The following is a 26,044-nucleotide window of genomic DNA, read 5'->3' as shown; positions in this document are numbered from 1 at the left end:
CCGTCCAGAAAGGGGCGCATCACACACGCGCCCACTCACTGATCGCCCAGATCCATCGGCGCGGCCCCGCCCGTGTCGTCCTTCCGCCGCACTGCGACGCCATCGCGATCCAACGCATTCGGTACCGAGAAGGCGCCGGAGGATTCAGCGGATGGAAGCTCAGCCTCATCGACCAGAACAGCCTCCCCCAGCTTCCCTCCAAGGATTTCAAGGGAAAGGGAACAGACACCTTCGGGTACTTCGACCCGAAGCCCTACTACGAGTACGCGCGGGTTCCTCACTACGACTTCCTCGACGCTCCCGGAACGCTCACATACACCCCCGCGAACGGTGGCGATCAGGTGATCCGGCACACCGCGGCAGTTGACCAGAAGGGCGTTCTGCGACTTTCAAGCATGGATACGTCACCGTGTCCGCCGACGGAGGGTGGCGGGTATCGGCGGCACCCTGAAAGGAGCTCTGCCGAACACGCCGAACACGCCGAAGGGCGGTCACCCCACGGAGTGACCGCCCTTCAGTGTGTCAAGCGACGCTCGCTTACTGGTTGTACGGACCGTAGTCGTAGTCCTCCAGCGGAACGGCCTGGCCGGAGCCCGTGCCGAACGGCGAGTAGTCGATGTCGTCGTAGCCCACGGCCGAGTACATCGCGGCCTTGGCCTCCTCGGTCGGCTCGACCCGGATGTTGCGGTAGCGGGACAGACCCGTACCGGCCGGGATGAGCTTACCGATGATGACGTTCTCCTTGAGGCCGATCAGGGAGTCGGACTTGGCGTTGATCGCCGCGTCCGTGAGGACCCTGGTCGTCTCCTGGAAGGACGCCGCCGACAGCCACGACTCGGTCGCCAGCGAGGCCTTGGTGATACCCATGAGCTGCGGACGACCGGAGGCCGGGTGACCGCCCTCCTGGACCACACGACGGTTCTCGTGCTCGAAGCGCGAACGCTCGACCAGCTCACCGGGCAGCAGCTCGGCATCGCCGGACTCGATGATCGTCACGCGGCGCAGCATCTGCCGGATGATGATCTCGATGTGCTTGTCGTGGATCGACACGCCCTGCGAGTTGTACACCTTCTGGACCTCGCCGACCAGGTGGACCTGGACGGCACGCTGGCCCAGGATGCGCAGCACGTCGTGCGGGTTGGTGGCACCCACGGTGAGCTTCTGGCCCACCTCGACGTGCTCGCCCTCGCTGACCATCAGACGGGCACGCTTCGAGATGGGGTAGGCCATCTCGTCGCTGCCGTCGTCCGGGGTGACGACGATCTTCTTGGTCTTCTCGGTCTCCTCGATCCGCACGCGGCCGGAGGCCTCGGAGATCGGGGCGACACCCTTCGGGGTACGGGCCTCGAAGAGCTCGACGACACGCGGCAGACCCTGGGTGATGTCGTCACCGGCCACACCACCGGTGTGGAAGGTACGCATCGTCAGCTGGGTACCGGGCTCACCGATGGACTGGGCGGCGATGATGCCGACCGCCTCACCGATGTCGACCAGCTTGCCGGTGGCCAGCGAGCGGCCGTAGCACATGGCGCAGGTGCCGACGGCGGACTCGCAGGTCAGGACCGAGCGGGTCTTGACCTCGGAGACCCCGTGCCGGATCAGCTCGTCGATGAGCACGTCGCCCAGGTCGGTACCGGCCGGGGCCAGCACCTTGCCGTCCACGACGATGTCCTCGGCGAGGCAGCGCGCGTACACGGACGTCTCGACGTCCTCCGCCTTGATCAGCGAACCGTCGGCGCCGCGCTCGGCGATCGACAGCCGCAGACCACGGTCGGTGCCGCAGTCCTCCTCGCGGATGATCACGTCCTGGGAGACGTCGACCAGACGACGGGTGAGGTAACCCGAGTCGGCGGTACGCAGGGCGGTGTCCGCCAGACCCTTACGGGCACCGTGCGTGGAGATGAAGTACTCCAGCACGGACAGACCCTCACGGAACGACGCCTTGATGGGCCGCGGGATGGTCTCGTTCTTGGCGTTCGACACCAGACCACGCATACCGGCGATCTGACGCATCTGCATCATGTTTCCTCGGGCGCCCGAGGAAACCATCATGAAGATCGGGTTGGTCTTCGGGAAGTTGCCCGTCATGGCCTCGGCGACCTCGTTGGTCGCGTTGGTCCAGATGCCGATGAGCTCCTGGGTGCGCTCGTCCTTGGTGATCAGACCGCGCTCGTACTGCTTCTGGACCTTCTCGTCCGCCGCCTCCCACTTGGCGACGATCTCCTTCTTCGCCTCGGGGACGACGACGTCGGAGATGGACACGGTGACACCGGAACGGGTGGCCCAGTAGAAGCCGGCCGCCTTCAGGTTGTCGAGCGTCGCCGCCACGATGACCTTCGGGTAGCGCTCGGCCAGGTCGTTGACGATCTGGGAGAGCTGCTTCTTGCCGACCTCGTAGTCGACGAACGGGTAGTCCTCGGGCAGCAGCTCGTTGAAGAGCGCACGGCCCAGCGTGGTCCTCAGCGTGAAGCTGTCACCCTGCTGCCACTCCGGCTCGCCCTCCTCGCGGACCGGCGGCACCCAGCCACGCGGCGGGATGGTGCCCACCGGGAAGCGGATGTCGACCCGCGCCTGCAGCGACAGCTCGCCGGCGTCGAACGCCATGATCGCCTCGGCGACCGAGGAGAACGGACGGCCGGCGCCCTTGATGTCGCGGCCCTCGTCGTCCGTGGTGAGGAAGTACAGGCCCAGCACCATGTCCTGGGTCGGCATCGTCACCGGACGGCCGTCGGCGGGCTTGAGGATGTTGTTCGAGGACAGCATCAGGATGCGGGCCTCGGCCTGCGCCTCCGCGGACAGCGGCAGGTGCACGGCCATCTGGTCACCGTCGAAGTCCGCGTTGAACGCGGTGCAGACGAGCGGGTGGATCTGGATGGCCTTGCCCTCGACCAGCTGCGGCTCGAAGGCCTGGATGCCGAGGCGGTGCAGGGTGGGCGCACGGTTCAGCAGCACCGGGTGCTCGGCGATGACCTCTTCGAGGACGTCGTACACGACGGTGCGGCCGCGCTCCACCATGCGCTTGGCGCTCTTGATGTTCTGCGCGTGGTTCAGGTCGACCAGCCGCTTCATCACGAACGGCTTGAACAGCTCCAGCGCCATGGCCTTGGGCAGACCGCACTGGTGCAGCTTCAGCTGCGGGCCGACGACGATGACGGAACGCGCCGAGTAGTCGACTCGCTTGCCGAGCAGGTTCTGACGGAAACGACCCTGCTTGCCCTTCAGCATGTCGCTGAGGGACTTCAGCGGGCGGTTGCCGGGACCGGTGACCGGACGACCGCGGCGGCCGTTGTCGAACAGCGCGTCGACGGCCTCCTGGAGCATGCGCTTCTCGTTGTTCACGATGATCTCGGGCGCGCCGAGGTCGAGAAGCCGCTTCAGTCGGTTGTTCCGGTTGATCACACGGCGGTACAGGTCGTTCAGGTCGGAGGTCGCGAAGCGGCCACCGTCCAGCTGCACCATCGGACGCAGGTCCGGCGGGATGACCGGGACGCAGTCGAGGACCATGCCCTTGGGGCTGTTGGACGTCTGCAGGAACGCGGAGACGACCTTCAGACGCTTCAGGGCGCGGGTCTTCTTCTGGCCCTTGCCGGTACGGATGATCTCGCGGAGGCGTTCGGCCTCCTCGTCAAGGTCGAAGGACTCCAGGCGCTTCTGCAGCGCCGCGGCGCCCATCGAACCGTCGAAGTACGTGCCGAAGCGGTCCCGCAGCTCGCGGTAGAGCAGCTCGTCGCCCTCCAGGTCCTGGACCTTGAGGTTCTTGAACCGGTTCCACACCTCGTCGAGGCGGTCGATCTCGCGCTGCGCACGGTCGCGCAGCTGCTTCATCTCACGCTCGGCGCCCTCGCGCACCTTGCGGCGCACGTCGGACTTGGCGCCCTCGGCCTCCAGCTCGGCCAGGTCGGCCTCGAGCTTCTTGGCGCGGGCCTCCAGGTCGGCGTCCCGGCGCTGCTCGATCTGCTGGCGCTCGACGGAGACGTGCGCCTCCAGCGAGGGCAGGTCGCGCGTACGGCGCTCCTCGTCCACGTACGTGATCATGTACGCGGCGAAGTAGATGACCTTCTCGAGGTCCTTGGGGGCGAGGTCGAGCAGGTAGCCCAGCCGCGACGGAACGCCCTTGAAGTACCAGATGTGCGTGACGGGGGCGGCCAGTTCGATGTGGCCCATCCGCTCACGGCGCACCTTGGCGCGCGTGACCTCGACGCCGCAGCGCTCGCAGATGATGCCCTTGAAGCGGACACGCTTGTACTTGCCGCAGTAGCACTCCCAGTCCCGGGTCGGACCGAAGATCTTCTCGCAGAAGAGTCCGTCCTTTTCGGGCTTGAGGGTGCGGTAGTTGATGGTCTCGGGCTTCTTGACCTCGCCGTGGCTCCACTGACGGATGTCGTCAGCGGTGGCCAGGCCGATCCGGAGCTCGTCGAAGAAGTTGACGTCGAGCACTATGCGTCAATCCCTCTCAGGGTCGTAAGTCTTGGGGTCTGAAACGGGGTCCCGGGGTCGGCGGGCCTTCTGTTGTTCAGAAGGCCCGCCGGACTCCGTCAGACCTCTTCGACGCTGCTCGGCTCGCGCCGGGACAGGTCGATGCCGAGCTCCTCCGCAGCGCGGAAGACGTCCTCGTCGGTGTCACGCATCTCGATGGACATACCGTCGCTGGACAGCACCTCCACGTTCAGGCACAGGGACTGCATCTCCTTGATGAGCACCTTGAAGGACTCGGGGATGCCGGGTTCGGGGATGTTCTCGCCCTTGACGATCGCCTCGTAGACCTTCACGCGGCCGGTGACGTCGTCGGACTTGATGGTCAGCAGCTCCTGGAGGGCGTAGGCGGCGCCGTACGCCTCGAGTGCCCACACCTCCATCTCGCCGAACCGCTGGCCACCGAACTGGGCCTTACCACCCAGCGGCTGCTGGGTGATCATCGAGTACGGACCGGTCGAACGGGCGTGCAGCTTGTCGTCGACCAGGTGGTGCAGCTTCAGGATGTACATGTAGCCGACCGAGATCGGGTCCGGGAACGGCTCACCGCTGCGGCCGTCGAACAGCCGCGCCTTGCCGGACGGGAGCACCATGCGCTCGCCGTCGCGGTTCGGGATGGTGTGCTGCAGCAGACCCGCGAGCTCGTCCTCACGCGCACCGTCGAAGACCGGGGTGGCCACGTTGGTGCCGGGCTCGACCTGGTCGGCGCCGATCGCCTGGAGGCGCTGCGCCCACTCGTCCGCGAGGCCGGAGACGTCCCAGCCGCGGCTGGCGAGCCAGCCGAGGTGGATCTCCAGGACCTGTCCCGGGTTCATTCGGGACGGGACACCCAGCGGGTTGAGGATGATGTCGACCGGGGTGCCGTCCTCCAGGAACGGCATGTCCTCGATCGGCAGGATCTTGGAGATGACGCCCTTGTTGCCGTGACGGCCGGCGAGCTTGTCACCGTCGGTGATCTTGCGCTTCTGCGCGACGTAGACGCGGACCAGCTGGTTCACGCCCGGCGGCAGCTCGTCGCCCTCCTCGCGGTCGAAGACGCGCACGCCGATGACCTTGCCGGTCTCGCCGTGCGGCACCTTCAGCGAGGTGTCACGGACCTCACGGGCCTTCTCACCGAAGATCGCGCGCAGCAGGCGCTCCTCCGGCGTCAGCTCCGTCTCACCCTTCGGGGTCACCTTGCCGACGAGGATGTCGCCGGCGATGACCTCGGCGCCGATGCGGATGATGCCGCGCTCGTCCAGGTCGGCGAGGACCTCCTCGGAGACGTTCGGGATGTCCCGGGTGATCTCCTCGGGGCCGAGCTTGGTGTCACGGGCATCGACCTCGTGCTCCTCGATGTGGATCGAGGAGAGGACGTCGTCCTGCACGAGGCGCTGCGACAGGATGATCGCGTCCTCGTAGTTGTGACCCTCCCACGGCATGAACGCGACCAGCAGGTTCTTGCCGAGCGCCATCTCGCCGTTCTCGGTGGCCGGGCCGTCGGCCAGGACCTGGCCGGTGATGACCCGGTCGCCCTCGTTGACGATGACCTTCTGGTTGACCGAGGTGCCCTGGTTGGAGCGGGCGAACTTGGCCAGCCGGTAGGTGATGTACGTGCCGTCGTCGTTGGCGGTGGTGATGTAGTCCGCGGAGACCTCCTGGACCACACCGTCCTTCTCGGCCTTGACCACGTCGCCGGCGTCGACCGCGGAGCGGTACTCCATGCCGGTGCCGACGAGCGGGGACTCGGACTTAATCAGCGGCACGGCCTGACGCATCATGTTCGCGCCCATGAGGGCACGGTTGGCGTCGTCGTGCTCGAGGAAGGGGATCATGGCGGTCGCGACCGACACCATCTGGCGCGGCGAGACGTCCATGTAGTCCACGTCCTCGGGCGCGACGTAGTCGACCTCGCCGCCACGGCGGCGGACCAGCACGCGGGCCTCGGCGAACCGCATCTCGTCGGTCAGCGGCGCGTTGGCCTGCGCGATGACGAAGCGGTCCTCCTCGTCGGCGGTCAGGTAGTTCACCTCGTCGGTGACCTGGCCGTCGATGACCTTGCGGTACGGGGTCTCGACGAAACCGAACGCATTGACCCGGCCGTAGGTGGCGAGCGAGCCGATCAGACCGATGTTCGGGCCTTCGGGCGTCTCGATCGGGCACATGCGGCCGTAGTGCGACGGGTGCACGTCACGGACCTCGAAGCCGGCCCGCTCACGGGACAGACCACCCGGGCCGAGGGCGTTCAGACGACGCTTGTGCGTCAGCCCCGACAGCGGGTTGTTCTGGTCCATGAACTGGGACAGCTGGCTGGTGCCGAAGAACTCCTTGATGGAGGCGACGACCGGCCGGATGTTGATCAGGGTCTGCGGCGTGATCGCCTCGACGTCCTGGGTCGTCATGCGCTCGCGCACGACGCGCTCCATACGGGCGAGACCCGTACGGACCTGGTTCTGGATCAGCTCGCCGACGCTGCGGATGCGGCGGTTGCCGAAGTGGTCGATGTCGTCGGTCTCGACGATGATCGAGCGACCCGACTCCCCGACCGTCTCGGTCTCGCCGGCGTGCAGCTTCACCAGGTACTTGATCGTCGCGATGATGTCCTCGACGGTCAGGACGCCCGCGTCGAGCGGGGTGTCCGTACCCAGCTTCTTGTTGACCTTGTAGCGGCCGACCTTGGCGAGGTCGTAGCGCTTGGGGTTGAAGTAAAGGTTCTCGAGCAGCGTCTGCGCGGCCTCACGCGTGGGGGGCTCGCCCGGACGCAGCTTGCGGTAGATGTCGAGCAGCGCGTCGTCCTGGCCCTGGGTGTGGTCCTTCTCCAGGGTGGCGCGCATCGACTCGTACTCGCCGAACTCCTCGAGGATCTGCTCGGTCGTCCAGCCGAGCGCCTTCAGGAGGACGGTGACGGACTGCTTGCGCTTGCGGTCGATGCGGACACCGACCATGTCGCGCTTGTCGATCTCCATCTCCAGCCAGGCACCCCGGGACGGGATGATCTTGGCGGAGAAGATGTCCTTGTCGGACGTCTTGTCGATCGTGGAGTCGAAGTAGACACCCGGCGAGCGCACCAGCTGCGAGACGACGACACGCTCGGTGCCGTTGATGACGAAGGTGCCCTTGTTGGTCATGAGCGGGAAGTCGCCCATGAAGACCGTCTGGGACTTGATCTCGCCGGTCTCGTTGTTGGTGAACTCGGCGGTGACGAAGAGCGGAGCCGCGTAGGTGAAGTCACGCTCCTTGCACTCGTCGATCGAGTTCTTCGGCGGCTCGAAACGGTGGTCGCGGAAGGTCAGCGACATCGACCCGCTGAAGTCCTCGATCGGGGAGATCTCCTCGAAGATCTCCTCGAGCCCGGACTTGGTGGGGACGTCCTGACCGTTCTCGAGAGCCTCCTCGACCCGACTCTGCCAGGCCGTGTTGCCGAGCAGCCAGTCAAAGCTCTCGGTCTGCAGCGCGAGCAGGTTGGGAACCTCGAGAGGCTCCTTGATCTTTGCAAAGGAGATGCGCAGCGGGGCGGTGCTGGCGCCGTTGTTCGTATTCGCGGTCGAGGCGTTGCGCGAGGCGGCCAAGAGGGGGTCCTTCCGAGGGCTCGGACTCACTACGCGCGTACCGGCCCCTCACCGATGCACGAAGACAGATAACCCCAGGTCAGGGACGGTCTGATCGTCTATGCTCGAGCGAGGGCATGCCCCTGGTGACGGGCAGGGGACAGCTAACAGGCAGCGCAAAGGGTCAGTGTAGCCACTTGGCACACTGATGTCCAGTGCGGGTTTTCGAAGAACCTCGATGCCCTCGTTGTTCTCAACCCCTGCGACAAGGTCACGCCCTCAACGCCACGGTGATACTGCCCTCTTCGCCGTCGATCCATGCCTCGGATTCGGATCCTTGTGACGACGCGTCCTGAGAATTGCGCGCTGCGTGCGGTTCGTCAAGGCCCCCTGGCCCAAGCCGAGGTGCTGCGCTCGTCACGTGCAGCCTGCCACCGGGGGCGCCGAGAGGCACGACGAAGATCACCTTACTCCTCGCCACCGCGGGTGCAAGGCAGCCGCCGCCGGACCCCCGTAACGCCGAAGAGCGACCACCCGGATGGATGATCGCTCTTCGGTGCGTTCGCGTTACACCCCTACGGGGCTGCAATCACCGCGCGTGAGTCCGTGCGGACCCGTGAAGGCCGTGCGGGCCCGTGAAGGTCTTACTTGACCTCGACGGAGGCGCCGGCGCCCTCGAGGGCCTCCTTGGCCTTGTCCGCGGCGTCCTTCGCGACCTTCTCGAGGACGGGCTTCGGGGCGCCGTCCACCAGGTCCTTGGCCTCCTTCAGGCCGAGGGAGGTCAGCTCGCGCACGACCTTGATGACCTGGATCTTCTTGTCGCCGGCGCCGGTGAGGACGACGTCGAACTCGTCCTTCTCCTCGACGGCCTCGGCGGCCGGGGCACCCGGGGCGCCGGCGGCGGCAACGGCAACCGGGGCGGCCGCGGTGACGTCGAACTTCTCCTCGAACGCCGAGACGAACTCGGCGAGCTGGATGAGGGTCATGTTCTCGAACTCGGCGAGCAGTTCTTCCTGGGTGAGAGCCACGATGGCTTTCCTTCCACTAATTCGGCTGGTGCCGGATGTACATGACTGGCGGGCGTACGTTCGGCCCGCTACGACCGCTGCCGGAGGGCGGCGATCATGATGCGAGCCGAATTACTCGGCACCGCCCTGCTCGGCCTGCTTGGCGCGCAGCGCGTCCACGGTGCGGACGAGCTTCGACGGGAGCGCCTGGAAGAGCGCGGCAGCCTGGGACTGCTTGCCCTTCATGGCGCCCGCCAGCTTGGCGAGCAGAACCTCGCGGGACTCGAGGTCCGCAAGCTTCTTGATCTCGTCGGCGGACAGCGCCTTGCCGTCAAGGACACCGCCCTTGATGACGAGATTGGGGTTGTCCTTGGCGAAGTCACGAAGACCCTTCGCCGACTCCACCGGGTCACCGGTGACGAAGGCGACGGCCGTCGGACCAGCGAAGAGCTGGTCGTCCAGCGTGATCCCGGCCTCGTTGGCCGCAATCTTGGTCAGCGTGTTCTTCACCACGGCGTACTGGGCGTTCTCACCGAGCGAACGACGCAGCGTCTTGAGCTGCGCCACGGTGAGACCGCGGTACTCGGTCAGCACGGCGGCGTTGGAGCTGCGGAACTTGTCCGTCAGCTCGGCAACCGCGGCAGCCTTGTCGGGCCTCGCCATAGAGCCTCGGCCTCCTTCCGGGTGATTCGGACCGCGCGGACCCGAAGGAGGACTGGGGAAAACGAAACGCCCCGGCGCAGGCGCACGGGGCGGACTCGACCGGCCGTACATGCGTAGACGCACGCACTCCGGGAGCTCTTCCACTGTCACCTGCGCGGGTCGTCCGCAGTTCAGCGGATCCTTCGGCCACCGCGCCCTCGTACGAGCGCACGGCAACGACCAGCGGTCTTTGGCTTCTGTGAAAGCGTACGGGAACGGATCGCCGCGAGGCAAATCCGTCCCCGCGGGACCGGCACAGGGCTCAGCTCTGCTCGAGCCCCTGCATCATCTCGGCCAGGTCGACGGTGTCCTTGGCAGGCGGCGCCTGGACGGTGACCGGCTGGTTGAGGTCGAGGAACTTGATCGTCATGTCCAGCGGTCCCTTGTCGGCCTGGCCGCGCATCCGGAACTGCTTGGTGTGGTCCTCGCCGTCGATCCACATGTCCATCGTGAGCGTCTCGACGCCCATCTTCTCGTACTGCTCGATGCTCTTCTCGTTCTGCTTGCGCGCCTCGGCGTCCTTGTCCTTCAGGGACGCGCGCAGGTCGTCGAGGCCGACCGTGCCCGAGTAGTGGGTGGTCTCGACGCCGTCGATCTTCTCCGTGCCGACCTTCTTCACGTCCTCGGCACCGGTGAGGAAGGTGGAGGCGGTGGCGGGGTTCTGCTCGGCCTGGCTCGCGGCGCCGAGCTCGTCGAGGTCCTTCCCGGCGCCCATGGCGGACAGGTCGAACTTCATCCAGCTCTTGCCGTCCATCTCCTTGGCCATCTCGGCGCCGCCGCCGACGTACATGACCTTGTCGACGAGCCGGATCTCGACCTTGCCCTGCGCGGCCTGGTCGAGCACCTCCATCTTCATGCTCATGGCGAGCTCCGGCTTGATCCGCATCGCGGCCTCGGCCTCGATACGGCCCGCCTCGGGCATCTTGCCGGTCATCGTGTACCGGAAGGACGTGATGTCCTCCGTGTTCTTGGCCGCCTTGGCCACGGCCGCCGCCGGCGCCATCTCCGGCGAAGCCTCGGTGCCGTCACCGCCCTTCGCACAGCCCACCGCGCTCGTGGCGAGAAGCAGTGCGGCGATTCCGGCAGCAGGTATGGACGTCCTCATCGGATCCCCCCAAGTCATCGGTTCCCCCAAGGAACACACGGGTTGCTCACAGCAAGATCCGGAGCCTAGCCCACCGGTGTGACAGCGGCGTCGGATTTTCTCCTCGTCAAACCGAGGCTTCGGTGTCACCCCGGATGAACGTCAGGAACTGCCGCCCCCGGCACTCATCAGCTCCCGGAAGTCCCGGGTGTCGTCCGCCGGCGGCCGCTCGGCGGAGACCTCGGCCCCGTAGTCGCTGTAGTACGCGGTCTGGGTGAGCTCGCCGGTCGCCATCCGCCCCTGCTCGACCTTCTTGACCAGCAGGTCCCGGTCGTTGACCCATATGTCGACGGTCTGGGTGGTCACGCCGGCCCGTTCCAGCTGCCGCCTGAGGTCGGCGAGGCGGTCGGCGGAGAGGTGGGAGTTGTGGGTGGCGAGGTCGGCCACGTCGACGGTGCCGGAGTAGTGCGTGGTCCGCTCGCCGCGGACGTCCTCCGTTCCGACCTCCTTGACGTCCCCGGAGGCCAGCAGCAGTTCCACGGACTGCTTCGGGGTCGTGTTGCGCATCTGCTCCTGGAGATACGCCCCGGAGCCGCCGGCGAGCTCGGCCAGGTCGTCGTAGCCGTAGCGCAGCCAGTGCCGGCCACCCGCCTGCTCGGCGAACGCGTCACCCATCCGCGCGTAGTAGGCGTCGGGCAGATAGCGGGCCTCCATCGAGGTACTGCCCAGCCGGCGCATGGTGTCGGCCATGGTGCCGCCGGTGTACGTGATGGTCAGCGTGCCGGTGATGCCGTCGCTCCAGCCGAGGACGCCGTCGGCCGTCATGGACATCAGCGTGCCCATCGTCGTGGTGGACTGCACGCGCGCGGAGTCGGCCAGGTCGGTGGACCGCTCGGCGGAGCGCAGCGCGGCGATCGGGGCGAGACGCGCCGCGCTCTCGCGCGACGGCCGGTCCTCCTCGGCGGAGCGGCCGGACGGGTCGGCCGCCGTGCAGCCGGCCAGGCCGCCGGTCAGCGCCACGACGGCCGCGAGCGCGACGGCGACGCGGCGCACGCCCCGGCGAAGGATGGTGGTCTGCATTCGTCCCCCCATGCGCGATGCGAGTCCCGTGCGAGCACGCTAACCCAGGCCACTGACAGCCGTCCCCCACAGCGACGAAACGGGCCCCGCACCTGGGAAGGTGCGGGGCCCGTGACCGACTTCAGCGAGCCTTGGGGGCTCAGACCGCGGCCGGGTCCTCCTCGACGAGGAGGTTGCGGGTGCGGTTCGGGTCGACCGGGATACCGGGGCCCATCGTGGTGGTGATGGCGGCCTTCTTGATGTAGCGACCCTTGGCGGCGGACGGCTTCAGACGGAGGATCTCCTCCAGGGCCGCGCCGTAGTTCTCCACCAGCTTGGTGTCGTCGAACGACGTCTTGCCGATGATGAAGTGCAGGTTCGAGTGCTTGTCGACGCGGAACTCGATCTTGCCGCCCTTGATGTCGTTGACAGCCTTGGCGACGTCGGGGGTCACGGTGCCGGTCTTCGGGTTCGGCATCAGACCACGGGGACCGAGCACGCGGCCGAGGCGGCCGACCTTGCCCATGAGGTCCGGGGTGGCGACGACGGCGTCGAAGTCCAGACGCCCCTTCGACACCTCGTCGATCAGCTCGTCGGCGCCGACGATGTCGGCGCCCGCGGCACGCGCGGCCTCGGCACGGTCGCCGGTCGCGAAGACCAGGACCCGGGCGGTCTTACCGGTGCCGTGCGGAAGGTTCACGGTGCCACGGACCATCTGGTCGGCCTTGCGCGGGTCGACACCCAGACGGAAGGCGACCTCGACGGTGCCGTCGAACTTGGTCGTGGAGGTCTCCTTGGCGAGACGGACGGCCTCGAGCGGGGCGTACAGCTTTTCCCGGTCGACCTTGGCGTCCGCAGCGCGGAGAGACTTGCTGCGCTTGCTCACTACTGCTCCTGGGGGTTCTTAGGAGTCGTGGTCCGGGCCGAGCAGGCCCTGCCACTACTGCTCTGGGAGGTTGGGGCTCAGCCCTCGACCGTGATGCCCATGGAACGGGCGGTGCCGGCGATGATCTTCTCGGCGGCGTCCAGGTCGTTGGCGTTGAGGTCGGGCATCTTGGTGGTGGCGATCTCGCGGACCTGGTCGCGGGTGATCTTCGCGACCTTGGTCTTGTGCGGCTCGCCGGAGCCCTTCTCCACGCCCGCGGCCTTGAGGATCATCTTGGCGGCCGGCGGGGTCTTCGTGATGAAGGTGAAGGAGCGGTCCTCGTAGACCGTGATCTCCACCGGGATGACCCAGCCACGCTGCGACTCGGTCGCGGCGTTGTAGGCCTTGCAGAACTCCATGATGTTGACGCCGTGCTGACCCAGCGCGGGGCCGACCGGCGGGGCCGGGTTGGCGGCACCGGCCTGGATCTGGAGCTTGATGAGCCCCGTGACCTTCTTCTTCTTGGGAGGCATAGCTCTCCGGGTCCTTTCGATTCGGGTCTACCTCCCACCGAGTCGCGTCTCGGCAGAAGGCATACCGCACAACGATAACGGGTATAGATGCGCGGCCAAAAACCGTGCAGGTCAGACAGACTCCGAGAGCCCACCTGACCTGCGCGGAAGCGGTTGGTCCAGAAGGGGTGCGCCCAGAAGGGGTGCGCCCTGTCAGGGTCAGTTCTTCTGGATCTGGTCGAACGAGAGCTCGACCGGCGTCTCGCGGCCGAAGATCTCCACCAGACCCTTGACCTTCTTGGAGTCGGGGTTGATCTCGTTGATCGTCGCCTGCAGCGTGGCGAACGGGCCGTCGGTGACGGTGACCGAGTCGCCGACCTCGAAGTCCAGCACCTGGACCTCGACCTTGCGCTGCGGCGCCGGCTTGCCCTCGGCCTCGGCGGCCTCGCGGGCGGCCTTCTCCTCCGCCTCCGGGGCGAGCATCTTGACGATCTCGTCCAGGGTCAGCGGGTACGGGTCGTAGGCGTTGCCCACGAAGCCGGTGACACCGGGGGTGTTGCGCACGACGCCCCAGGACTCGTTCGTCAGGTCCATGCGGACCAGGACGTAGCCCGGGAGCTTGTTCTGCTTGATGGTCTTGCGGTCGCCGTTCTTGATCTGGACGACCTCTTCCTGCGGCACCTCGGCCTGGAAGATGTAGTCCTCGACGTTCAGCGAGACGGCGCGCTGCTCCAGGTTGGTCTTCACGCGGTTCTCGTAACCGGCGTAGGTGTGGATGACGTACCACTCACCGGGGAGCGTCCGCAGCTCCTGGCGGAGCTTCTCGACGGGGTCGAGCTCGGGCTCGGCCTCCTCCGCGGGCTCCTCCTCGACGTGCACGGCGGCTTCCTCCGCGGGTTCGCCCGCGGCGGCGTCGGCAGCCTCGGCCTCGTCCAGGTCCTCGTCCGCACCCTCGACGATGTCGAGCTCGTCTTCCACGGACTCGACCGGCTCGATGGCGTCGTCGTTCACGTTCGGGTCAGACACGGTGGCTGCTTCTTCCTGGATACATAGGGGTGGAACACGCGAAAGGGGCGCCGGGTCCCGGCGCCCTTCGCTCTTGGCTCAGCCGAAGACGTACTTGGCGGCGTGGTCGAGCCCATAGTCAATCACGGTGACCAGTCCGATCATGACGACGACGAAGATGATGACGACCGTCGTGTATCGCGTCAGCTGGGTGCGCGAGGGCCAGACGACCTTGCGGAGCTCGGCGACGATCTGCCGGTAGAAGAGGGCAAGACGCTTCAGCGGGCCCTTCTTGGCACGCTTGCCGCCCTTGCGGGTCTTCTTCTGGGACTCCGGTGCCTCATCCTGAGCATCAGGCGTGTCGAGGGAGCCCACGGCGTCCGTCATTCGTCCTCACCTGATCCCGGGTCGTGGCCGTGCCGCGCCCGGTCTGAGCCGCACGGCGTTGCATTGCTGTACGTACCTGCGCACACATCCTGGCGGTGTGTGTAGCAGGGCCGGAGGGACTTGAACCCCCAACCGCCGGTTTTGGAGACCGGTGCTCTACCAATTGAGCTACGACCCTTCGTGTGCCCCAACGTACCGCATCCAACCGGGTGCTCGGTGTGCACCGGCTGCGAGCGGGGCCGCTGAAGGCCAACGAGGTGAGAGTGTACGTGGTCCTGAGCCGGGCGTCGAACAGAAAATGGCCCGCGGGGCCTGCGCCGCCGGAGAAACGACGTCTTCCCGGCCGCGGACCGGCCGAAGATCACCCAGGCCACCCGCGGTGCCCGGACTGGTGTTCAACGGTTTGCCCCGAGCTGTTCAGTACGTGAAACCAGTGTGCCGGGCCGGTTTCCGGTCTGGAACGATGGCCCCATGAGCGCTGCAATTCCACCCACCGAGCGCCGGGTCTCGGCCCGCATCGGCGCGATCTCCGAGTCCGCCACCCTCGCCGTGGACGCCAAGGCCAAGGCCCTCAAGGCCGCCGGGCGTCCGGTGATCGGATTCGGCGCCGGCGAGCCCGACTTCCCGACCCCCGACTACATCGTCGAGGCCGCGATCGAGGCCTGCAAGAACCCCAAGTACCACCGCTACACGCCGGCCGGCGGCCTGCCCGAGCTGAAGGCCGCGATCGCCGCGAAGACGCTGCGCGACTCCGGTTACGAGGTCGACGCGTCGCAGATCCTGGTCACCAACGGCGGCAAGCAGGCCATCTACGAGGCGTTCGCCGCCATCCTCGACCCGGGCGACGAGGTCATCGTCCCGGCCCCCTACTGGACGACGTACCCCGAGTCGATCCGGCTGGCCGGCGGTGTCCCCGTCGAGGTCGTCGCCGACGAGACGACCGGTTACCGGGTGAGCGTGGAGCAGCTGGAGGCCGCCCGCACGGAGCGGACGAAGGTCGTCCTGTTCGTCTCCCCGTCCAACCCGACCGGCGCGGTCTACTCCGAGGCCGAGACCGAGGCCATCGGCCGCTGGGCCGTCGAGCACGGCCTGTGGGTGCTCACCGACGAGATCTACGAGCACCTGGTCTACGGCGACGCGTCGGCCGTGTCGTTGCCGGCCGTCCTGCCAGAGCTGCGCGACAAGTGCATCGTGGTCAACGGTGTCGCCAAGACGTACGCCATGACCGGCTGGCGCGTGGGCTGGATCATCGGCCCGAAGGACGTCGTGAAGGCCGCCACGAACCTGCAGTCGCACGCCACGTCGAACGTCTCGAACGTCGCCCAGGCTGCCGCGCTGGCCGCCGTCTCCGGCGACCTGGTCGCCGTCGAGAAGATGCGTGAGGCCTTCGACCGCCGCCGCCGCACGATCGTCCGGATGCTCAACGAGATCGACGGCGTGCTCTGCCCCGAGCCCGAGGGCGCCTTCTACGCCTACCCGTCGGTGAAGGCCCTGGTCGGCAAGGAGATCCGCGGCAAGCGGCCGCAGAACACGGTCGAGCTGGCCGCGCTGATCCTGGAGGAGGCCGAGGTCGCGGTCGTCCCGGGTGAGGCCTTCGGTACGCCGGGCTACCTGCGGCTGTCGTACGCCCTGGGCGACGAGGACCTCGTCGAGGGCGTGAGCCGCATCCAGAAGCTGCTGGCGGAGGCCAGGGACTGAGTCCCCCGCACCGGACGGGCCGTCTCCCTTCGGGGAGGCGGCCCGTTTCTTCGTGCGAGCAAGACCACGAACGGGGAAAGCGGTACCAGGACGACCGAGCCGTACGGCAGGATCCTGGAATGGAACGTGTACGTGATGTCTCCGACCTCCCCAAGGCCCATCTGCACCTGCACTTCACCGGCTCGATGCGGCCGGGCACCCTGCTGGAACTGGCGGACAAGTACGGCGTACGGCTGCCCGAGGCGCTGGCGGACGCCCTGGTCAGCGGCGAGCCGCCGAGGCTGCGGGCGACGGACGAGCGGGGCTGGTTCCGCTTCCAGCGCCTGTACGACGCCGCGCGGTCGTGCCTGAGGGAGCCGGAGGACATCCGGCGGCTGGTGCGGGAGGCGGCCGAGGAGGATGTGAGAGACGGCTCGGGCTGGCTGGAGATCCAGGTCGACCCGACGTCGTACGCCCCGCGCCTGGGCGGTCTCATCTCGGCGCTGGAGATCATCCTGGACGCGGTGGAGACGGCGTCGCGGGAGACCGGGCTCGGGATGCGCCTGCTGGTCGCCGCGAACCGGATGAAGCACCCGTTGGACGCCCGCACGCTGGCCCGGCTGGCCGTCCGTTACGCCGACCGCGGCGTGGTCGGCTTCGGCCTGTCCAACGACGAGCGGCGCGGCATGGCCCGCGACTTCGACCGGGCCTTCGCCATCGCCCGCGAGGGCGGCCTGCTGTCCGCCCCGCACGGCGGTGAACTGACGGGCCCCGCCTCGGTCCGCGACTGCCTGGACGACCTGCACGCCGACCGGGTGGGCCACGGCGTGCGCGCGGCGGAGGACCCGCGCCTGCTGAAGCGCCTGGCCGACCGGGGCGTCACGTGCGAGGTGTGTCCGGCGTCGAACGTGGCCCTCGGGGTCTACGACAAGCCCGAGGACGTACCGCTGCGCACCCTTTTCGAGGCCGGTGTCCCGCTGGCCCTGGGCGCCGACGACCCGCTACTGTTCGGCTCCCGCCTGGCGGCGCAGTACGAGATCGCCCGCGAGCACCACGCCTTCACGGACGCGGAGCTGGCCGAGGTCGCCCGGCAGTCGGTACGGGCGTCGGCGGCCCCGGAGGAGACGAAGGCGAAGCTGCTGGCGGGCGTGGACCGCTGGCTGACCGCCGACGGGCACGGGCCCGCAGCCGTCAGAGGCTGACGCCCACCGTCACCGGTTCGTTGACCAGGGTGATCCCGAAGGCCTCACGCACTCCGGCGACGACCTCTCGAGCCAGCGCCAGCAGGTCCTCCGTGGTCGCGCCGCCGCGGTTGGTGAGGGCGAGGGTGTGCTTGGTGGAGATCCGGGCGGGCCCGGTGCCGTACCCCTTGCCAAAGCCCGCCTTGTCGATCAGCCAGGCGGCGGAGGTCTTGGTGTGCCCGTCCCCGGCCTGGTACGCCGGCGGCTCCGCGCCCTCGCCGAGCCGCTCCCGCACACGCGCGTGGAACGCGGCGAACTGCGCGTCGGTCAGGATCGGGTTGGTGAAGAAGGACCCGGCGGACCAGGTGTCGTGGTCCTCGGGGTCGAGCACCATGCCCTTGCCGGCGCGCAGCTTCAGCACGGTGTCGCGGGCGTCGCCGAGCGGCACCCGGTCGCCGGGCTCCACGCCCAGCGCGCGCGCCGTCTCGGCGTACCGGATGGGCCCCGACAGCCCGCCCGCGTCCTCCAGCTCGAAGCGGACCCGCAGGACGACATGGCGCTCGGGGTCGGCCTTGAAGCGGCTGTGGCGGTACGAGAACCCGCACTCGGCGTTCGTGAGGGTGACCGTCTCGCCGGCCCTGCGGTCGTAGGCGATCACCTCCGTGATGGTGGCGGCGACCTCCTGGCCGTACGCCCCGACGTTCTGGATCGGCGTCGCACCCGCCGAACCCGGGATGCCGGCCAGGCACTCGACGCCGGCGAGCCCGGCCTCCACGGTGCGCGCGACGGCCTCCGTCCACACTTCGCCGGCGGCCAGCTCCAGCCGCGTACCGGTCAGCTCGACGCCGCGGGTGGCGATGCGCAGGGCGGTCCCGTCGAATCCCTTGTCGCCGACGACCAGGTTCGAACCACCGCCGATGACCAGCAGTGGCGTGCCGGTGGCATCGGCCTCCCGTACGGCGTCGACGACCTCGGCGTCGGTCGTCGCGGTCACCAGCCGGGTCGCGGGACCGCCCAGCCGGAACGTGGTCAACGGGGCGAGGGGAGCGTCGTGGAGTACCTGCACGCGCCAAGACTACGAGACGGCACTGACAGGGACGGCAGGCGCGGCGTCGCCCGGGGCAGTCGACGGGCACGCATGCGCGTTCTCGGCGGTGGGGCGGGAACGGGCGGTCCGGCCGCACGCGTGAGGGGCCCTGCGACGCCGGTCGCCCCGGCGCCCCGGCGCGGAAGACACAGATGTGGCGCCCCGGCGCGGGGAAGCAGAGAAGTAACGGGCGGCCGCATGTGCGGGCGCCCCTTACTTCCGTGCCGTGCGGGCCTTCCGTGCTGCGTGCGCGGGTCAGGGCAGTCGGACGACCGCCCGGGACATTCCGAGCACCTTCTGTCCGGCGCTCGTCGCCGTCAGGTCCACGCGGACCGTGTTGTCGTCGAGCTTGGCGGCCACCTTGCCGCTGACCTCGATCGTGGCTCCCTGGTCGTCGTTCGGGACCACGACGGGCTTGGTGAAGCGGACGCCGTACTCGACGACCGCACCCGGGTCGCCGGTCCAGTCGGTCACGACACGGATCGCCTCGGCCATGGTGAACATGCCGTGCGCGATGACGTCGGGCAGACCCACCTCCTTGGCGAACTTCTCGTTCCAGTGGATCGGGTTGAAGTCCCCGGAGGCACCCGCGTACTGGACGAGGGTGGCCCGGGTCACGGGGAACGTCTGCGCGGGAAGCTCGGTGCCGACCTCGACGTCGGCGTACGCGATCCGGTCGGTCATCTGCTCACGCCTCCTCGGCCGCACGGGCCACCAGCTTGGTCCAGGCGGTGACGACGAGCTCTCCGGCCTCGTCGTGCACCTCGCCGCGGACGTCCAGGATGTCGTTGCCGGCCAGCGACTTGATCGTCTCGATGGTCGAGGTGACCGTCAGCCGGTCGCCGGCGCGCACGGGGCGGCGGTAGGCGAACCTCTGGTCGCCGTGCACGACCCGGTTGTAGTCCAGGCCGAGCTTCGGGTCGGCGATGACCTGCCGCGCCGCCCGGAAGGTGATCGCGAACACGAACGTGGGCGGGGCGATCACGTCGGGGTGGCCGAGGGCCTTGGCGGCCTCCGGGTCCGTGTAGGCCGGATTGGCGTCTCCCACCGCCTCCGCGAACTCACGGATCTTCTCCCGGCCCACCTCGTAGGGGTCGGTGGGCGGGTAGGTCCGCCCCACGAAGGACTGGTCGAGCGCCATGGCTCGGCACCTCCTGGTTTCTGCTCGGGTCGACCGGTGAACGGCGGCGGCCCCTCGAGCCGCTCTGCTCCAGAGGCTCTGCTCAACGAGCACCATGCCGGGTCAACCGTATAAAAGGCCGCCGCGCCCGCTTGCGCTCGGTGGCCACGCCGGCCGAAAGGGTGACCGGAAAAGCCACGAGGCCGCCCCCCGACTGCGGGGGCGGCCTCGTGTATCAGCCGTACGAGATGTACGAGCCTGCGTCAGCGCGTCTCGCGGTGCGCGGTGTGCGCGTTGCAACGCGGGCAGTGCTTCTTCATCTCAAGACGGTCCGGGTTGTTACGCCGGTTCTTCTTGGTGATGTAGTTCCGCTCCTTGCACTCCACGCAGGCCAGCGTGATCTTCGGGCGGACGTCGGTGGCAGCCACGTGAGTGCTCCTTGACGAACGGGTAGGTTAATTCAACGCAAGAAAGAGTAGCCGATCGAAGGACCGACCCCGCAATCGGCTACTGTCAGTAGCGGTGACCGGACTTGAACCGGTGACACAGCGATTATGAGCCGCTTGCTCTACCGACTGAGCTACACCGCTGCGATGCGATCGGGTCCCGCCTCGCGACGGGAACCTCTCACACCAGAGCCCCAAAACGGAATCGAACCGTTGACCTTCTCCTTACCATGGAGACGCTCTGCCGACTGAGCTATTGGGGCGAGCGATGAAGACATTACACGCTCGGCAGCCGTTCACCCAAATCCGTTTCCGCGCCCCCGTACGGCCCTCCTCGCGGACCTCTCAGCGGCCCCGGAGGCCTCCGGGACACCGCCCTGGCCCGGCGGACCACGCCGGTACGACTATTGCGCTCCTCCGCGCCAGGGGCCGAACCCCGCCATAGGCTCGACTCACTCTCCGTGATCTTGCGTCCGTATCTCGGCGGTAGGTCATGAGCCCCGCCCCCGATCCCGAGCCCCTGGAGCGCGATGCCCGACAGCCGGCCGCAGCCGCCTCATTCGTCGTCCTCCCCGTCGGGAGCGGGACAAGGCGACGGGGAAACGCTGCTGCTGTGCGGCGCGCGACTGACCGACGGCCGGACCGTGGACGTCCGGCTGGGCGGCGGGCGCATCGAGGCGGTCGGCACGGCCGGCAGCCTGGGCGGGTCGCACGGCGCCGGGGGCGGCGGCAACGGTGGCGGAGGTGGCAGCAGTGGCGGCGGCCGGTTGGACCTCGGCGGCTACCTGCTCCTGCCGGCCCCCGCCGAGGCCCACGCCCACGCCGACACGGCCCTGTCCGCCGACGGCGACGGCCCGGTCTCGTACCACCCCGAGGACGTCCAGCGCCGGGCCACCGAGGCCACGCTGCTGCAACTGGGGCACGGGGCGACCGCACTGCGGGCACACGTGCGCGTGGGGGACGTTCCGGGACTGGGCGCGCTGACCGCCGTACTGCGGGCACGGCGGTCGTTGCGCGGGCTCGCGGAGCTGACGACGGTGGCGATGCCGCGGCTGCTGACCGGGGTGGCCGGGGCGGACGGGCTGGCCATGCTGCGGGACGCGGTCAAGATGGGCGCCTCCGTGGTGGGCGGCTGCCCGGATCTCGACCCCGACCCGACGGGCTACGTCGAGGCCGTCCTGGAGGTGGCCTCCGAGCACGGTTGCCCCGTGGACCTGCACACCGACGCCATCGACCCGGCCCGCCTCGCGCGCCTCGCCGCGATGGCCGGCGGGCTGCGCCCCGGCGTGACGATCGGCCCCTGCGGCGGCCTGGGCGACCTGCCCGCCGACGTGGCGTCCCGCACCGCGGACCAGTTGGCGGCGGCCGGGGTGACCGTCGTGTGCCTGCCCCAGGGCGGCTGCTCGGGCGCCGACCGGCGCGGGACGGCGCCCGTACGGCTGCTGCGCGCCGCCGGCGTACGCCTCGCGGCCGGCAGTGGCGCCCTGCGGGACACCTCGAACCCGGTGGGCCGCGGCGACCCCCTGGAGGCCGCCTACCTCCTGACCTCCCACCACGGCCTGCGCCCCGAGGACGCCTACGACGCCGTGAGCACGTCGGCGCGCGTCGCCCTGGGCCTCCCCGAGGTCCGCGTGGAGGCGGGGTTCCCGGCCGAGTTGCTCGCCGTCCGCGGTGACCGGCTGGCGGGTGCGCTGTCACTGGCGTACAGCCGGATCGTGGTGCACCGGGGGCGCGTGGTGGCACGGACCAGCGCGGTACGGGAGTACTGCAACTCGGCCGCGTCGGCGGAGCTGGGGTTGCCTCGGCAGGGGCGCGGGGAGTTGTCGTAGGGGGTTCAGGGGTGAGCGTGGGCGTGCGCGGAACACCGGCCGTTCACGCGGAGGGTTGGCGGCGCCCGCAGGGTGCCCGCACACTCCTTCACGCCCCGGCCGCCTCACCTGACCTCACCGGCCGCCGACGGGCCCCATAGCGCTCCCATGGCACCCCCTTCGCGCGCTTTTGAGCACCCCCATGCGCCCCGCCCGCTCCCGGCGAAGCCGCACGGCACCCCAGCGGACACACCGGGCGGACGCCCCTGGGACGCCACCCATCCCATGGGGCGGATGCGGCCGTTCGGGCGTACGGTCGGAAGCATGCGCTTTGTCATCGCTGGAGGCCATGGACAGATCGCGCTGCGGCTGGAGCGCGTGCTCTCCGCGCGCGGTTACGAGGTGGCGGGCATCATCCGCAGTCCCGAGCAGGGCGACGATCTGCGGCAGGTCGGCGCCGAGCCGATCCTGCTCGACCTGGAATCGGCCTCGCTCGAGCAGGTCGCGGCGTATCTGCAGGGCGCCGACGCGGCGGTGTTCGCGGCCGGTGCCGGCCCGGGCAGCGGGGCGGCGCGCAAGGAGACGGTGGACAAGGCCGCGGCGGTGCTGTTCGCGGACGCCGCGGCCCGGGCGGGCGTACGCCGCTTCCTGATCGTCTCCTCGATGGGCGCCGACCCGAACCACCCGGGCGACGACGTCTTCGACGTCTACCTGCGCGCCAAGGGCGAGGCCGACGCACACGTCAGCCGCCAGGAGGCACTGGAGTGGACGATCCTGCGCCCCGGCGCGCTGACGAACGACGCCGGCACCGGTCTCGTACGCCTGGAGGCGCACACAGGACGCGGCGCCATTCCTCGCGACGACGTGGCCGCCGTCCTGGCCGAACTGCTCGAGACCCCGGCCACGGCCGGCCTCACCCTGGAGCTGATCGGCGGGTCGACTCCGGTCTCGGTGGCCGTGAAGTCGGTGGCCGGAAACTGAGTTCGGCCGCGGCAGCCGTTCACGCGCGGGTACGGCCGTCGGACCCGGACGGTTGCCGCCTCTGCTACAACTGCCCCTAGAACAGCGGCAGCTGCCCGGGGAACTCGGGCACGACATGCCCGTCCAACGACGGTTGCACCGCGCCCAGTTGCGCCTGACGGCGCGATCCGGGGCAGGAGACGAGCCGACCGTTCTCGCGCGCGCCGGGCGGGTCGTGCCGGGCGAACCGACCCGCGACGACGGCGATCTCACGACGGCACTCGGGGCAGGTTCTGCGGCGGGAGGAGCGGGAGCTCATGGGGCCAGTGTGCCCCGAACACCTCTTCGTGCCCCAGCGAGTCCGGCGGTCCGCTCGCCGAAACCGGGTTCAGCCACCGGAACCCGTTGCGGCCGGGGACGGCGCCCCCAGGAGCACCCGCCGACGCACGACTGTCTCCGGGCCGGTTCCCCCACGCGCGGCAGCCGGGCCGACGGGGGCCGAAGTGCTCGCCTGAGCCGCCGTCAGCCGGTCCGGCGCTTGTGGCGGCGCCGCCACTGCCATGCCACCGCCATCCCGAAGGAAGCCGTGATCAGGGTGGCGGCCAACACGGGCCAGAGGCTGTCCGCGAGCCGCAGATCGGCGAGGACGACCGCGACGATGACGCCCACGGGGATGAGCAGCGACAGCAGAGCCCTGACGGTGGCCGCCGGCATCCCGGGGCCGACTCTCGTGGTCCGCGGTGGCCGGGCCACCGGACCGCCCGAGTAGAAGGCCGTTGCCCGGTCCAGGAAACGATCGGTGGACCGACTGTACGACCGGCCCAGGTACGGAACCCAGACGAGAGGGGCGACCATGGCGATCAGGAACACGACACCGAGCACGGTGTAGTGCGCCACCGCGGCCGGCCATCGCGCCGGGCCTCTCGTGGTCACCTCGTCTTGCGGCGCGATCAGCCCCAGGACGCGCGCCATGCGCATGGTCAGCTCCCACAGGACGGTCACGCGTCTTCGGTCCCGCACGGACCTCGCCGCCCCGACCCGGTCCCGCCGTGCCGCTCCCCGCCCGGTCACCCCCTTCCGTGCGGCCGCCTTGCCCGCCTGCCTCTCCTTCGCCTTCTCCTGTTCCGCGAGTGAGGCCGCCGAGAGCGCGGCCCGTGCCCGGTCGACGTCCGGGTAGACCCCTTGGAGCACCAGCAGCTCGGCACTGCGGACGGGGCTGGAGGGGTCCTGTCCTTCGAGGGCGGCCAGTTCGAGGCAGGTACGCGCCTGACTGAGCAGCGCCGCGCAGAACGCGAACGGCGCCATGATCATCATGGGGCCGCCGACGAAGGCCCCCTGCGAGACGACCCGGCGCTTGCCACGGTCGAGCACCGCGGCCCGCAGTTCGGCCATGGTGGCGTCAGGCTGGGCCGCCCGCGTCCGGGCCACCGAACGTGCGGCAGCCGGGCCCATGTGCCGGACGGCGTAGGAGGCCAGGAGTTCCGGCAGATACTGCGGATTCGCGGCCGCCGCCCGCAGCACGGACCGCGTGAGGGCGGATTCCTGCAGCGCCTCGGCGTCCGCGTCCGTGTCGGCGCCCTCGGGAGGCAGGCCCGGCACGGCTCAGCCCGCCCCGGGGCCGGAGCGGCGTCCCGCCGGGAATTCCGCGTCCCACCGACAGGGCACAAGAACCCACGAATACGACATGCCTCGTATGTAACATAAACGGGACGGACAGCTGGGCACTGGCCGCCCCGCCCGCCGCGGGGCCCACGACCAGCCGGCGCCGCCCTCCGTCGCCGCCGCCCGAACGATCCCCGCCGCGGCGACCATCTCGGGACCGCCCTGGACGGGAAGGGCTCACCTGGACGCGTCGGTGTGATGGCTCGTGCTACAGGTTGTCGAAGATCCGCGCGACAGCCTCCCAGAAGCGAAACCAGCGGCGGTGTCGTTTGCTGCAGAAGCGCCGTCTGCGCCACCAACTGCGCGGCTGCTCCACCGGCGTATGACACCACCTGCACGGCCGCGTACGGACCGCCGAATCCCCACCCATGCCCGCACACCGTAGCGGCCTCCCGGACGCAGCACGACGCCGAGCGCACCGCCCATGAGGTCCAGGCCGACCACGCTCACCCCGAGGGAACGCCTGGGTGACAGGCACTGATCAGCAGCCAACGAAAAACCCCCTCTCACCAGGTGCAGAACCTGATCAGAGGGGGTCTTCCCCAGTGTGGCGGCGCCAGGATTCGAACCTGGGAAGGCTGAGCCGGCAGATTTACAGTCTGCTCCCTTTGGCCGCTCGGGCACACCGCCGGGTTTGCTGCCGTTCGAACTGCCTTTCGGCGGTGCTCGCTGGCAACGACGTAAACAATACCCGATACGGAGGGGTGCTTCGCCACCCGATTGATCTGCGCTCGGGGGACATGAGGTGGCTAGGCTTGTCCGGATGCGGCCCCGGTCCTAACAGGGGCCGGCCGCCGCCCCGCGTACGCCGCTACGCACCCGATTCGCACCCCGATACAAGGAGCCACAGCACATGGCCGACTCCAGTTTCGACATCGTCTCGAAGGTCGAGCGGCAGGAGGTCGACAACGCCCTCAACCAGGCCGCCAAGGAGATCTCGCAGCGCTACGACTTCAAGGGCGTGGGTGCCTCGATCTCGTGGTCCGGTGACAAGATCCTGATGGAGGCGAACTCCGAGGACCGCGTGAAGGCCGTCCTCGACGTCTTCCAGTCCAAGCTGATCAAGCGTGGCATCTCGCTGAAGGCCCTCGACGCGGGCGAGCCCCAGCTCTCGGGCAAGGAGTACAAGATCTTCGCGTCGATCGAGGAGGGCATCTCCCAGGAGAACGCCAAGAAGGTGGCGAAGATCATCCGCGACGAGGGCCCGAAGGGCGTGAAGGCCCAGGTCCAGGGTGACGAGCTGCGCGTCACCTCCAAGAGCCGGGACGACCTGCAGGCCGTGATCGCCCTTCTGAAGGGCAGGGACTTCGACTTCGCGCTGCAGTTCGTGAACTACCGGTAGTCTCCGCGCCGCAGCGCGCGACCGAGCAGGGGCGGGCACCGATCAGTCGGTGCCCGCCTTCTCGCCCCGCAAGCCGTGCCTCGCCCTTCCTCCGGGCGAGCGGTGCCCCGGCCCCCGTGGCCCCGTGCCCCCTGGGAGCC

The 26,044-nt window shown here is 69.0% G+C and carries 21 protein-coding genes and 4 tRNA genes; 5 read left to right on the top strand and 20 right to left on the bottom strand.

The window, feature by feature from the left end:
• Window positions 1-537: 537 nt before the first annotated feature.
• The 11 genes from IPT68_RS21410 to IPT68_RS21360 form a co-directional block, all read right to left on the bottom strand.
• The gene (locus tag IPT68_RS21410) at window positions 538-4,437 is read right to left on the bottom strand and encodes a DNA-directed RNA polymerase subunit beta' (RefSeq protein WP_189700580.1); all 3,900 of its coding nucleotides are present in this window, start codon (window positions 4,435-4,437) and stop codon (window positions 538-540) included.
• 98 nt (window positions 4,438-4,535) lie between these two features.
• Window positions 4,536-8,021, bottom strand: a complete 3,486-nt coding sequence (rpoB, locus tag IPT68_RS21405) for a DNA-directed RNA polymerase subunit beta (protein WP_189700581.1) — start codon at window positions 8,019-8,021, stop codon at window positions 4,536-4,538.
• Window positions 8,022-8,644: 623 nt separating this feature from the next.
• Complete coding sequence (rplL, locus tag IPT68_RS21400) at window positions 8,645-9,031, bottom strand: 50S ribosomal protein L7/L12 (RefSeq protein ID WP_189700622.1); 387 nt, start codon at window positions 9,029-9,031, stop codon at window positions 8,645-8,647.
• A 108-nt stretch (window positions 9,032-9,139) separates the two neighbouring features.
• Window positions 9,140-9,670: a 50S ribosomal protein L10 gene (gene rplJ, locus IPT68_RS21395; protein ID WP_143627918.1), complete on the bottom strand. Its 531-nt coding sequence runs from the start codon at window positions 9,668-9,670 to the stop codon at window positions 9,140-9,142.
• Window positions 9,671-9,971: 301 nt separating this feature from the next.
• Window positions 9,972-10,814 carry a LolA-like protein gene (locus IPT68_RS21390; RefSeq protein WP_189700582.1) on the bottom strand — a complete coding sequence of 281 codons (843 nt, stop codon included), beginning with the start codon at window positions 10,812-10,814 and terminating at the stop codon, window positions 9,972-9,974.
• 141 nt (window positions 10,815-10,955) lie between these two features.
• Window positions 10,956-11,873, bottom strand: coding sequence for a LolA-like protein (locus IPT68_RS21385; RefSeq protein WP_189700583.1), 918 nt, complete (start codon window positions 11,871-11,873; stop codon window positions 10,956-10,958).
• A gap of 139 nt (window positions 11,874-12,012) precedes the next feature.
• A complete protein-coding gene (rplA, locus tag IPT68_RS21380) occupies window positions 12,013-12,738 on the bottom strand; it encodes a 50S ribosomal protein L1 (protein ID WP_189700584.1) in 726 nt (241 codons plus the stop codon).
• A gap of 77 nt (window positions 12,739-12,815) precedes the next feature.
• Window positions 12,816-13,250, bottom strand: a complete 435-nt coding sequence (gene rplK, locus IPT68_RS21375; RefSeq protein ID WP_189287518.1) for a 50S ribosomal protein L11 — start codon at window positions 13,248-13,250, stop codon at window positions 12,816-12,818.
• Window positions 13,251-13,448: 198 nt separating this feature from the next.
• A complete protein-coding gene (nusG, locus tag IPT68_RS21370; RefSeq protein ID WP_189700585.1) occupies window positions 13,449-14,255 on the bottom strand; it encodes a transcription termination/antitermination protein NusG in 807 nt (268 codons plus the stop codon).
• A gap of 78 nt (window positions 14,256-14,333) precedes the next feature.
• On the bottom strand, window positions 14,334-14,621 hold the full coding sequence (gene secE / locus IPT68_RS21365; RefSeq protein ID WP_189700586.1) for a preprotein translocase subunit SecE: 288 nt from the start codon (window positions 14,619-14,621) through the stop codon (window positions 14,334-14,336).
• A gap of 105 nt (window positions 14,622-14,726) precedes the next feature.
• Window positions 14,727-14,799: transfer RNA gene (locus tag IPT68_RS21360), tRNA-Trp, on the bottom strand.
• A 293-nt stretch (window positions 14,800-15,092) separates the two neighbouring features.
• Here IPT68_RS21360 and IPT68_RS21355 point away from each other — a divergent pair.
• Complete coding sequence (locus IPT68_RS21355; protein ID WP_189700587.1) at window positions 15,093-16,319, top strand: pyridoxal phosphate-dependent aminotransferase; 1,227 nt, start codon at window positions 15,093-15,095, stop codon at window positions 16,317-16,319.
• A gap of 119 nt (window positions 16,320-16,438) precedes the next feature.
• Window positions 16,439-17,500 carry an adenosine deaminase gene (locus IPT68_RS21350; RefSeq protein ID WP_189700588.1) on the top strand — a complete coding sequence of 354 codons (1,062 nt, stop codon included), beginning with the start codon at window positions 16,439-16,441 and terminating at the stop codon, window positions 17,498-17,500.
• Here the strand turns inward: IPT68_RS21350 and IPT68_RS21345 are convergent.
• The 6 genes from IPT68_RS21345 to IPT68_RS21320 all read right to left on the bottom strand — a co-directional run bounded on the left by IPT68_RS21345 (window position 17,490) and on the right by IPT68_RS21320 (window position 20,395).
• On the bottom strand, window positions 17,490-18,545 hold the full coding sequence (locus IPT68_RS21345; RefSeq protein ID WP_189700589.1) for a UDP-N-acetylmuramate dehydrogenase: 1,056 nt from the start codon (window positions 18,543-18,545) through the stop codon (window positions 17,490-17,492). The two genes, IPT68_RS21350 and IPT68_RS21345, sit on opposite strands and share 11 nt — an antisense overlap.
• 276 nt (window positions 18,546-18,821) lie before the next feature.
• Entirely contained in the window at window positions 18,822-19,250 is a 429-nt protein-coding gene (locus IPT68_RS21340) for a MaoC family dehydratase (protein WP_189700590.1), read from the bottom strand.
• Window positions 19,251-19,254: 4 nt separating this feature from the next.
• The gene (locus tag IPT68_RS21335) at window positions 19,255-19,707 is read right to left on the bottom strand and encodes a MaoC family dehydratase N-terminal domain-containing protein (RefSeq protein WP_189700591.1); all 453 of its coding nucleotides are present in this window, start codon (window positions 19,705-19,707) and stop codon (window positions 19,255-19,257) included.
• A 242-nt stretch (window positions 19,708-19,949) separates the two neighbouring features.
• Window positions 19,950-20,114: a 50S ribosomal protein L33 gene (rpmG, locus tag IPT68_RS21330; RefSeq protein WP_003948671.1), complete on the bottom strand. Its 165-nt coding sequence runs from the start codon at window positions 20,112-20,114 to the stop codon at window positions 19,950-19,952.
• 89 nt (window positions 20,115-20,203) lie between these two features.
• Window positions 20,204-20,276 (bottom strand) — tRNA-Met (locus tag IPT68_RS21325).
• Between the two features lie 46 nt (window positions 20,277-20,322).
• Window positions 20,323-20,395 (bottom strand) — tRNA-Thr (locus tag IPT68_RS21320).
• Window positions 20,396-20,662: 267 nt separating this feature from the next.
• Here IPT68_RS21320 and IPT68_RS21315 point away from each other — a divergent pair.
• Window positions 20,663-21,961: an amidohydrolase family protein gene (locus IPT68_RS21315; RefSeq protein ID WP_189700592.1), complete on the top strand. Its 1,299-nt coding sequence runs from the start codon at window positions 20,663-20,665 to the stop codon at window positions 21,959-21,961.
• Window positions 21,962-22,264: 303 nt separating this feature from the next.
• Window positions 22,265-22,921 carry an NAD(P)H-binding protein gene (locus IPT68_RS21310; RefSeq protein ID WP_189700593.1) on the top strand — a complete coding sequence of 219 codons (657 nt, stop codon included), beginning with the start codon at window positions 22,265-22,267 and terminating at the stop codon, window positions 22,919-22,921.
• Window positions 22,922-22,997: 76 nt separating this feature from the next.
• Here IPT68_RS21310 and IPT68_RS21305 read toward each other — a convergent pair whose 3' ends face one another.
• From IPT68_RS21305 to IPT68_RS21295, 3 genes are all read right to left on the bottom strand, one after another.
• The gene (locus IPT68_RS21305) at window positions 22,998-23,219 is read right to left on the bottom strand and encodes a hypothetical protein (protein ID WP_189700594.1); all 222 of its coding nucleotides are present in this window, start codon (window positions 23,217-23,219) and stop codon (window positions 22,998-23,000) included.
• A 203-nt stretch (window positions 23,220-23,422) separates the two neighbouring features.
• Window positions 23,423-24,499, bottom strand: a complete 1,077-nt coding sequence (locus IPT68_RS21300; protein WP_189700595.1) for a hypothetical protein — start codon at window positions 24,497-24,499, stop codon at window positions 23,423-23,425.
• Between the two features lie 611 nt (window positions 24,500-25,110).
• Window positions 25,111-25,192 (bottom strand) — tRNA-Tyr (locus tag IPT68_RS21295).
• A 223-nt stretch (window positions 25,193-25,415) separates the two neighbouring features.
• Between IPT68_RS21295 and IPT68_RS21290 the strand changes: the two genes are divergently transcribed.
• Window positions 25,416-25,904: a YajQ family cyclic di-GMP-binding protein gene (locus tag IPT68_RS21290; RefSeq protein ID WP_189700596.1), complete on the top strand. Its 489-nt coding sequence runs from the start codon at window positions 25,416-25,418 to the stop codon at window positions 25,902-25,904.
• Window positions 25,905-26,044 lie beyond the last annotated feature (140 nt).

The sequence above is a fragment of the Streptomyces chromofuscus genome, from assembly GCF_015160875.1.
GTDB classification, from domain to species: Bacteria; Actinomycetota; Actinomycetes; order Streptomycetales; family Streptomycetaceae; genus Streptomyces; species Streptomyces chromofuscus.
This window is presented reverse-complemented; position numbering and strand designations above follow the sequence as displayed.

What these genes read in the sequence shown, in the direction of transcription:
- rplJ (WP_143627918.1), bottom strand. Translation starts at nt 9,670, where the DNA reads ATGGCGAGGCCCGACAAGGCTGCCGCGGTTGCCGAGCTGACGGACAAG.
- IPT68_RS21390 (WP_189700582.1), bottom strand. Translation starts at nt 10,814, where the DNA reads ATGAGGACGTCCATACCTGCTGCCGGAATCGCCGCACTGCTTCTCGCC.
- IPT68_RS21385 (WP_189700583.1), bottom strand. Translation starts at nt 11,873, where the DNA reads ATGCAGACCACCATCCTTCGCCGGGGCGTGCGCCGCGTCGCCGTCGCG.
- rplK (WP_189287518.1), bottom strand. Translation starts at nt 13,250, where the DNA reads ATGCCTCCCAAGAAGAAGAAGGTCACGGGGCTCATCAAGCTCCAGATC.
- secE (WP_189700586.1), bottom strand. Translation starts at nt 14,621, where the DNA reads ATGACGGACGCCGTGGGCTCCCTCGACACGCCTGATGCTCAGGATGAG.
- IPT68_RS21355 (WP_189700587.1), top strand. Translation starts at nt 15,093, where the DNA reads ATGAGCGCTGCAATTCCACCCACCGAGCGCCGGGTCTCGGCCCGCATC.
- IPT68_RS21350 (WP_189700588.1), top strand. Translation starts at nt 16,439, where the DNA reads ATGGAACGTGTACGTGATGTCTCCGACCTCCCCAAGGCCCATCTGCAC.
- IPT68_RS21340 (WP_189700590.1), bottom strand. Translation starts at nt 19,250, where the DNA reads ATGACCGACCGGATCGCGTACGCCGACGTCGAGGTCGGCACCGAGCTT.
- IPT68_RS21335 (WP_189700591.1), bottom strand. Translation starts at nt 19,707, where the DNA reads ATGGCGCTCGACCAGTCCTTCGTGGGGCGGACCTACCCGCCCACCGAC.
- IPT68_RS21315 (WP_189700592.1), top strand. Translation starts at nt 20,663, where the DNA reads ATGCCCGACAGCCGGCCGCAGCCGCCTCATTCGTCGTCCTCCCCGTCG.
- IPT68_RS21310 (WP_189700593.1), top strand. Translation starts at nt 22,265, where the DNA reads ATGCGCTTTGTCATCGCTGGAGGCCATGGACAGATCGCGCTGCGGCTG.
- IPT68_RS21305 (WP_189700594.1), bottom strand. Translation starts at nt 23,219, where the DNA reads ATGAGCTCCCGCTCCTCCCGCCGCAGAACCTGCCCCGAGTGCCGTCGT.
- IPT68_RS21290 (WP_189700596.1), top strand. Translation starts at nt 25,416, where the DNA reads ATGGCCGACTCCAGTTTCGACATCGTCTCGAAGGTCGAGCGGCAGGAG.